Consider the following 9,355-nt stretch of genomic DNA (forward strand, 5'->3'; position numbering starts at 1 on the left):
ATGATAGGGTGGTACGCCTAAAAGAAAATTATCTTATAAGTTAATCTTTTGATTATCTTTACTATAAATTTCAATGGTAAATGAATCATTACCGATCCATTTACTTACTTCTTTTGTTTTAAGCAAATCAGCAATTTCTGTTTTTAATTTATTCCCAAACTCTTTGGCTCCTGGATCAGGATTATTTATCTTTGTTTTTATAGTCAGAGTATATGGTTGTTTTGCTTCAAAGTTCATTTGATGAATCCCAGAATCTTTGTACTCATTTTTGTTAAACACATTATCAAAAATAGCACCGATAACTTTATTCCACCTATTTTCTTTTTCCACAATTTTCATATCTCTTTCTTTTATATTGATAGTGTACGGCTTAATTCCTTGTTTTTTTAGTTGATTATTAATTTCTTTTTTTACTTTAGAGGAATCTTCAGTATCAGCAATTTCTATATCTAATCTTCTTGTATTCTCGTCCCATATAGCAGCACTAACAAAAGATTTTTTATTTACAGTTCTGTTAACAGCATCCATGACCTTTGACCCTTCACTCTTTGGCTCCTCTGTATCAATCTGACAGGAACAAAATAAAGCAAGTGATAATAAAGACAAACATAAAATTTTTTTCTTTCCCATTTAATAACCTCCTCTATTATTCTCGGATTGTAATATTCGGTATATATGTTATGTTAATTCTATTTTATATGAAATATTCTTTCTATCTTTAAATTTAGTAGAACCGCAATTATCACATCTTTTATTTTTCATGTTACTAACACCTCTTTAGGTTGATATTTATTTTGGCGTATTCTTTATTTCCTTTACGATAGAAGTAAAGCAACTTAGTTATAAATGATGTTTTCGGCATGATACAACATATCCCTTTTTAAAACTTTGTGAAATATGCTGCGAATGGCTGTTTGTATGTTGTATTTCCTTAGTATTGTAAATAAGCATTTTACTCCATCGTCATCAAGATAAAAGAACAAGTGATCATACTTTATGGTTATGTAAAAAACTTAAAAAAGCATAAACAAGCAGAACCTTTGTATTTTGCTATCTTACATATTTCACCCTGCACAAAAAAATATTTCTCAACATTTAATTGTTGAAAAATATTGAATATTCTCTATAAAGAGAATATTATGTTCCTATCGGCAAAAAAAACGATAATTCGCAGACACTGGGGAGGAAATACATTGAAAAAGAATAAGAAGTTAAAACCTTTATCAGTTTTAGCAACAGCGGCAGTACTAAGTAGTAGTTTTGCTTTTGGAAGTCATGCAGCATATGCTGATGCGCCATCATCTCTACCAATAGATGAGCATTTAATACCAGAAGAGCGTTTAGCAGAAGCGCTAAAACAACGGGGCGTAATTGATCAATCTGCATCACAAGCTGAGACGTCAAAGGCTGTCGAAAAATATGTTGAGAAAAAGAAAGGGGAAAACCCTGGGAAAGAAATCTTGACAGGAGATAGTCTTACGCAAGAAGCTTCTGATTTTATGAAAAAAGTAAAAGATGCAAAAATGAAGGAAAATGAACAGGCTCAGCAGCCGGCAGTAGGGCCAGTAGCTGGACAAGGTGCAGGGTTGAATTCTAGTAAATTAAATGGAAAAGTACCTACTGCACCAGCGAAGCAAGAAGAGTACAACGGAGCTGTTCGAAAAGATAAAGTACTTGTTTTACTCGTAGAATTTAGCGATTTTAAGCATAACAATATTGATCAAGAGCCAGGATACATGTATTCTAAGGACTTTAATCGTGAACATTATCAAAAAATGTTATTTGGTAATGAACCATTTACGTTATTTGATGGATCGAAGATTAATACATTTAAACAATATTATGAAGAACAATCTGGTGGCAGCTACACAGTTGATGGAACTGTAACGGAATGGCTTACTGTTCCAGGAAAAGCTTCAGATTATGGTGCGGATGCGGGCACTGGGCATGATAACAAAGGTCCTTTAGGGCCACGCGATCTTGTGAAAGAAGCATTAAAAGCAGCGGTAGCAAAAGGAATTAACTTAGCTGATTATGACCAATTTGATCAGTACGATCAAAATGGTGATGGAAATAAAAACGAGCCAGATGGCATTATTGATCATTTAATGGTTGTACATGCTGGTGTGGGTCAAGAAGCTGGCGGCGGTAAATTGAAAGATGATGCGATTTGGTCTCATCGTTCAAAACTTGGATCAAAACCATATGCGATTGATGGCACAAAATCTTCTGTTTCAAATTGGGGCGGAAAGATGGCTGCATACGATTATACAATCGAGCCTGAAGATGGAGCGGTTGGTGTGTTTGCGCATGAGTATGGTCATGATTTAGGATTACCAGATGAGTACGATACGAAGTACTCGGGACAAGGTGAACCTGTTGAGTCATGGTCTATTATGAGCGGCGGCAGCTGGGCTGGAAAAATTGCAGGAACAGAGCCAACAAGTTTCTCACCACAAAATAAAGAGTTTTTCCAAAAGAATATGAAGGGCAACTGGGCGAATATCGTTGAGGTAGATTATGATAAACTTCGCACAGGAGTCGGTGTTGCAACCTATTTAGATCAAAGTGTTACAAAATCAAAACGACCAGGAATCGTTCGTGTTAACTTGCCAGACAAAGATATCAAAAATATCGAATCGGCATTTGGTAAGAAGTTTTATTACAGCACAAAAGGAAATGATATTCATACAACACTTGAGACACCAGTATTTGACTTAACAAATGCAAAAGATGCTAAGTTTGATTATAAGGCATTCTACGAACTTGAAGCGAAGTATGATTTCCTTGACGTATATGCGATTGCAGAAGACGGAACGAAGACACGTATTGATAGAATGGGCGAAAAAGATGTAAAAGGCGGCGTGGATACAACTGATGGTAAGTGGGTTGATAAATCATACGATTTAAGCCAATTCAAAGGGGAAAAAGTCAAACTGCAATTTGAGTATTTAACAGATATTGCAGTAGCTTATAAAGGATTTGCGTTAGATAATGCAGCATTAACTGTAGATGGCAAAGTTGTTTTCTCTGATGATGCAGAAGGCCAGCCAGCAATGACATTAAAAGGATTTACTGTGTCTAACGGATTGGAACAGAAAAAAAATAACTACTATGTAGAGTGGAGAAATTACGCTGGTTCTGACACGGCGTTACAACATGCGCGTGGCCCTGTATTTAATACAGGAATGGTTGTATGGTATGCGGATCAAAGCTTTACAGATAACTGGGTAGGTGTTCATCCAGGTGAAGGATTCTTAGGAGTAGTAGATTCTCATCCAGAGGCAATCGTAGGAACATTAAACGGACAACCGACTGTGAAGAGCAGTACGCGTTATCAAATTGCCGATGCGGCATTCTCATTTGATCAAACGCCGGCATGGAGAGTGGACTCGCCAACTCGCGGTATCTTTGACTATAAAGGATTACCAGGAGTTGCAAAATTTGATGATTCTAAGCAGTACATCAACAGCGCGATTCCAGATGCAGGACGTAAGTTGCCGAAACTAGGATTGAAGTTTGAAGTAGTAGGTCAAGCTGAAGACAAGTCTGCAGGTGCAGTTTGGATTCATCGATAGAATAAAGTGAAATGAAGAGGAGCTGCCCGATAAGTTGGTGAAACCGACTTATGGACAGCTCTCTTCTTATTGTAGAAACGGGGCAGTTTAGTTTAGGAACCAGTTCATTGGAAAGCAATTCTTTGAAAGTGAAAGAGACTATAGTAAAAAATATATAGACTATCAAATATGGAAATGGAATTAAAACTCTATACTTTCGGAATTTTTTACGCAAGCAAACCATTGACCTATTATGTCGTTATGATGCTTAATAATTTGAGACGCCGATAATACTGTAGAATTATATGTACTATGTCCATTCTTTACAAGAGTAACGTCATATCCTAAGCTGTATGCACGCCGGCATGTTGCATCTATGCAAATTTCAGATTGAATTCCTGCTATAACAACTCGGTTTATATTTCTCATTTCCAGCTCTTGTTGAAGACTCGTTTTATGAAAAGAATCAGGATGATTCTTTTCGAGAACGACATCTCCTGTTGCTGGAGCAATTGATTTATGAATTTCCCATCCAGGTGTCCCTTGGCTAAGCGAGGAACCAGACTTCCCGTTAAACTTCATATAAAAGATAGGGGCTGAAGCAGAACGGGCTTTAGAAATCAATAATTGAATAACTCTTAATAATTCCATTCCATTATATAGGACTTTTCTCTCTTCAAATGAACCTACCTGTACATCAATAATAAGGAATGCTGTACAGCTTTTCATCATAAATACCCTCCTAATACTTGGTTCAAAAATACAAAAGTGAAATATATACAAACTACAATGCTATGCATATTTAATGTATCCAAAAGTTCCAAAGAATATTGCATGGAGGTATGAAGTGGATTCCAATAATTATAATTAGTAAAAACTGTTTTAAATAAAGGATATGAAATTGGCAATCATATAATGAATCATGTTAAAAGGTATGTTCTCAAGATTCTATTGCGGTTTTAATGGGGATAGCATTGTTTTTATAGGCTACATTTTAGCGAAATAAAAGCTCAAAAAGCGATATGTATATTAACAATGTTACATTCGTGTTTTTCTTTTTATTTATATATTCGCAAGTAAAATAGCATAATATCAGTACGAATCACTATAGTAATATGAGTTTTTGCATGTTTTGAAATTTAATATATCCTCCGAAAAGTTTTAATTGTATAATGTGTCTTGTCATAGTCTTTTAGATTTTTCGACAAAAAATAACAAGAATAGAAGATGTATGGGGAGAGGGTATTATGTACATAAAACTATTAAAATCAATTACATCATTAACGCTTATTGGTAGCGCTTTATTATATACAAATGTTGATGAGATGAAAGCTGCTGAAGCAGGTGCTTTTTCCGATGTGCCGACATCGCACTGGTCTTATCCTGCTATTAAAGATTTATCGAGTAAAAATATTATTTCAGGTTATGGAAATGGGATGTTTGGGTTTGGTGATGTTGCGACGAGAGAGCAAGTTGCGGCTTTAGTTTATCGAGTGTTAGTACCGAATAAGCAAGGTGGTACGTTTAGTAATGATGGTGCTCGTTACGCATTAAAAGATGGGTCTACTTTAAACAATCCTTATCGTGATATTCGCTCAGGTTCTACACTGTTTCCTGAAGAGGTTTTGACGTTAACGAAATTGGGGATTTTTAAAGGTGATGGAAATGGTGGTTTTAGACCGAAAGATTCTGTTAGTCGTGCGGAAATGGCGCAAATTCTTACAAATGCTTTTCATCTTTCTGCTAAGCAAACACACACATTTAACGATGTTCCAAATGGTTTTTGGGCAGAAAACGCGATTAGTGCCGTGCAGTCAAACGAGATTGCAGCTGGTACTGGGGAAGGTAAGTTTGGGCCATATAATACGGTAACGCGTGAACAGTATGCACAGTTTTTATATAAAACTTTACAATATAAAAATACTAATAAGCAAGATACAGAGGATGCGGCACTATTATCTGCCTTCAAAAATGAAGTACAAAAGCGTATTGATACATACGAAACGAATATTACACGTCCTTATTACACGAGAAATAGTAATAAAGAAGAAGTGATGAATACCCTTTTTAACGCATATAAAGAAGTCGCAAGTAAAAATGAGTATACAAATTATAATAGATCGAATGTTTCATATGGACTATCTGGATCACCTGGAAATTATACATTTACGCTACATATTACATATCGCGAAACGAAAGAACAAACAGAGTATGTGATGAAACAAGCGAAAGCGATCGTTTCTTCTATTATTCAAACGGGAATGGATGATCATGAAAAAGTGAAGTCGGTTCATGATTACGTAGTAAAACATGTTTCTTACGATACGTCTTATAAAGCGTATACAGCATATGAAGCGTTAGCGAATCGTTCAGCAGTTTGCCAAGGTTACGCACTATTAACCTACCAATTATTAAAAGAAGCTGGAATTGAGAATCATTTTGTAGTAGGAACTGGAGACGGACAACCTCATGCTTGGAATTTAGTGAAAATCGATAATAAATGGTACCACCTTGATACAACATTCGATGATCCAGTGCCAGATGAACAAGGCCGAGTAACATATTCTTATTTCAACTTATCAGATGAACAAATTGCAAGAAATCATGAGTGGAACCGCGGGGACTATCCGCAGGCTACTACAAATTATTATGATACACTTACAAATAAAATTGCAGGGGGAAGCTCTAAGTCAGCTGTGTACCAACAAATTTTGAAAGATACAAAGTTAAATTATTTAGGAAATGAATACATCGCAAATAACTATAATGAATTAAAAAATAAAATGCAGCAACGTTATAGCGCAAAGCCAGAAAAAATTGAAATTTTGTATAAGCAATCAATGAATGGTGCACTGCAAGATGTGAAAAAGGCAATTGGTGAAATCGGTTATCCGCAAGGGTCAAACCGCGTTTCGTATAAAGCGGAGCCGTATAATGCGAAAGAAGGATATTCTTTGGTGACGATTACGTTTATGTAGTGAGAATGAGAAAAAGCATCTGTTTCAGGTGCTTTTTTTATTATTTCGGTTCGACATAATGTGACAAAGGAACATACCTGCATCTGTTATGATAACTTTGGAAATTTTACATTTTGGAGGATTAGTAATGAACAAAAAGAAGATTTTTTCTGTGTTAATAGGAATCGCAGTTTTAATTGTAATTATTAATGTAGTTGTAACGAAAGGGAAACCGGCATCCACTAGTGAAAAAATGTATACGGAGAAAGAGTACAATAAATTAGTAGATGAGTATTTTGAAGAAACGCAAAAGTTAAAAAGTGATATGAGTATACTAGAAACTGAAAAAAAATCTTTTGATGCACAAGTTAAGAAGTTAAAAGATGAATTGGCTAAAAAAGAACAGCAAGTAGCGCAGCAGCCAGTTCAACAAGAACAACCTAAGCAACAACCACAGCAACCTGCACCAACTCCACAGCCAGAAAAGAAAGAAGAACCTAAACCGGAACAACCTACTGGTGCATTTGCAAATCCTGTAAAAAGTATAAATAAAACAGAGGCAATGAATAAAGTGAAAGAAAAGGCGAAGCAAGACTTCCAAGATGACTACATGACGCAAAACTTTGTTGCTGATGAGCAATCGAAAGCATTGGACTTCTTAAATGGGATTGAAATTAAATCACAAGAAGAATTGAATGTTATGAAGAAAGCGATAGGAGATTTTCCTAATGATTTTATGACAGCTAAGTTTGTTTATGAGGAGCAAATGAAGGCGAAGAATAAGCAAGGGTAATACAAAAAACGCTATCTTTTAAAAAGATAGCGTTTTTTGATTCGTTATGGATAATAAAAGGTTTCCTACATTTGACATATACAGTTAGACTGTATAAAATAAAACTATATAGTTCAACTGTATAGTTTGGCTATATACTTATCGTTACATTGGAGGTCTTTATGAATAGAGATAAAAATTTACCATTAACGGAAACAACGTATTACGTCCTTTTAGCTTTATTAGAGCCAGCTCATGGATATTTAATTATGCAAAAGGTGGAGGAGCTTAGTGATCATCAAGTGAAAATCGCGGCGGGTACATTGTATGGTGCGGTTGAAAACTTATTGAAACAACAATTAATACAATCGGTAAAAAGTGAAGATAAACGAAGAAAAGTGTATGTAATTACTGAACGCGGGAAAGAAGTATTGCATTTAGACTTTATGAGAATGCAGCACATTGTTGGGGTTACAAAAAGTTTATTAAATGTATAGTTAGGGGGAAGTGATGATGTGGAGATTGAAATTCTTTTTAGACTTTGAGAAAGAGGAAAACTGGTTAGAAGAGATGGCTTGGAAAGGCTATCAACTAAAAAGTAATACATTCGGTTATAGATTTAGAATCGCAGAACCGGAAGATACGAAAATTAAAATAGATCATAGAATATTTAATAGACGAAGTGATTTTATTAATTATTGTACGTTATTTGAAGATAGTGGCTGGAAGCATATAGCCGGTAAATGGTGGTCTGGTACGCAATATTTTAAAAAGGTAAATGAGGAAAGCGAAGATGACATTTTTTCAGATCAAATGTCACGAGCAGGGAAGTATAAACGTTTATCTAAGACATTTCTAGAATTGGCGATATGTTATTCGCCGATATTAATCCTATTTATGTTTAATAACACGATTAATTTAGGCGCACTTGTAAATCCGAAAGAACTATACTTTACGCCAGGACTATGGGACAAGCAAGGCGCGGCATTTTTAGGATCATTCTTATTTGAAACGCCATTTGCATTAATGAGGGGCATGGCATGGATATTTATCCCGGTTGCTATTGGTATGTTTTTCGTTTGCTCGTATAAAGCAAATCGGTTGTATGAAGAGAAAAAATGATATGAGAGATCCCCTTAAAGCTTATGCTTTGAGGGGATTATTTTGGATTCGTAAATGTATCTTCTTAAAATAGATTAATGAAAAGGATGCGGATTGGAAACAAATTATCATGATTTTACTTTTTATAAATCAAAAAAGGCATTTAATTAAGTAGGAGTCTCGACACATTTCCTATAATGATTGATATGTTACGTCTTTCAAAAGAATCTACTTTATAGAGCATGCCTACAATTTATATTTTACTATTTGTATTTTCACGAATATGTATAATTACATAAAATTTAAGGGGAAAAGAGAGTATACTTTGGTATTGTGTAATAAAGATAAGGCCCGCCTACGGAAATAGGTGGGATTTTTTAACGTATAAAGAAAAGACACTCATATAAGAGTGTCTTTTCCGATAGTTTTTTAGCAGAAGCAGCTAGCTCCAACTATGATTAATAAAATAAATAATACAACTAATAAAGCAAATCCTCCAGCGAAGCCACCGCCGCCACAACTACCACAACTACCACCAAAGCCCATAATAGTTCCTCCTTTAGATAAGAGGATAAAACAAGGGGTCACTCATGTATTTTAACGGGTTCACTTTACTTTATGTTTTTAAGTATTAATTGAGCAGGTCCTTTTGAAAATAAAGAAAAGACACCCTAAGGTGCCTTCCTCCGACTTGAACCACTTTACTTTTAATAATATGTATTGGACATTAAGTAAACACGTCCTATAAAACAGAATCATTTATTTTCACCAGATTGTTAGTGTACAAATACAAGAGAATCGAGATCGTTTGTTTGGCTAGATTAAAGCAACGCCACATCTATATGGTTGAGATGTGTTACGCCTTCTAATCGGAGAATCTGCTTTATAGAACGTGTCCACAAGTTATATTTTGCTACATGTAATATTTATTTGGTGTAATTTTACCGAATATGTATAATTGTATTAAG

The 9,355-nt window shown here is 35.0% G+C and carries 8 protein-coding genes; 5 read left to right on the top strand and 3 right to left on the bottom strand.

Going from position 1 to position 9,355, the window contains the following annotated elements; translation table 11 throughout:
- Window positions 1-33 precede the first annotated feature (33 nt).
- Window positions 34-630, bottom strand: a complete 597-nt coding sequence (locus tag FT637_RS17945; protein ID WP_193647449.1) for a DUF4030 domain-containing protein — start codon at window positions 628-630, stop codon at window positions 34-36.
- Between the two features lie 563 nt (window positions 631-1,193).
- On the opposite strand from FT637_RS17945, the gene FT637_RS17950 reads away from it, so the two are divergent.
- On the top strand, window positions 1,194-3,578 hold the full coding sequence (locus FT637_RS17950; protein WP_193647450.1) for an immune inhibitor A domain-containing protein: 2,385 nt from the start codon (window positions 1,194-1,196) through the stop codon (window positions 3,576-3,578).
- Window positions 3,579-3,758: 180 nt separating this feature from the next.
- Here FT637_RS17950 and FT637_RS17955 read toward each other — a convergent pair whose 3' ends face one another.
- Window positions 3,759-4,289: a cysteine hydrolase family protein gene (locus FT637_RS17955; RefSeq protein WP_193647451.1), complete on the bottom strand. Its 531-nt coding sequence runs from the start codon at window positions 4,287-4,289 to the stop codon at window positions 3,759-3,761.
- 515 nt (window positions 4,290-4,804) lie between these two features.
- Between FT637_RS17955 and FT637_RS17960 the strand changes: the two genes are divergently transcribed.
- The 4 genes from FT637_RS17960 (at window position 4,805) to FT637_RS17975 (ending at window position 8,408) form a co-directional block, all read left to right on the top strand.
- Window positions 4,805-6,535, top strand: coding sequence for an S-layer homology domain-containing protein (locus tag FT637_RS17960; RefSeq protein ID WP_193647452.1), 1,731 nt, complete (start codon window positions 4,805-4,807; stop codon window positions 6,533-6,535).
- Between the two features lie 127 nt (window positions 6,536-6,662).
- Window positions 6,663-7,307 carry a hypothetical protein gene (locus FT637_RS17965; RefSeq protein ID WP_193647453.1) on the top strand — a complete coding sequence of 215 codons (645 nt, stop codon included), beginning with the start codon at window positions 6,663-6,665 and terminating at the stop codon, window positions 7,305-7,307.
- A gap of 161 nt (window positions 7,308-7,468) precedes the next feature.
- Entirely contained in the window at window positions 7,469-7,783 is a 315-nt protein-coding gene (locus FT637_RS17970) for a PadR family transcriptional regulator (protein WP_193647454.1), read from the top strand.
- Between the two features lie 16 nt (window positions 7,784-7,799).
- On the top strand, window positions 7,800-8,408 hold the full coding sequence (locus tag FT637_RS17975; RefSeq protein WP_193647455.1) for a DUF2812 domain-containing protein: 609 nt from the start codon (window positions 7,800-7,802) through the stop codon (window positions 8,406-8,408).
- A gap of 408 nt (window positions 8,409-8,816) precedes the next feature.
- On the opposite strand, the gene FT637_RS17980 is transcribed toward FT637_RS17975, so the two are convergent.
- On the bottom strand, window positions 8,817-8,933 hold the full coding sequence (locus tag FT637_RS17980; protein ID WP_002069235.1) for a YjcZ family sporulation protein: 117 nt from the start codon (window positions 8,931-8,933) through the stop codon (window positions 8,817-8,819).
- Between the last annotated feature and the right edge of the window lie 422 nt (window positions 8,934-9,355).

The organism is Bacillus cereus (assembly GCF_015071065.1).
GTDB classification, from domain to species: Bacteria; Bacillota; Bacilli; order Bacillales; family Bacillaceae_G; genus Bacillus_A; species Bacillus_A cereus_BA.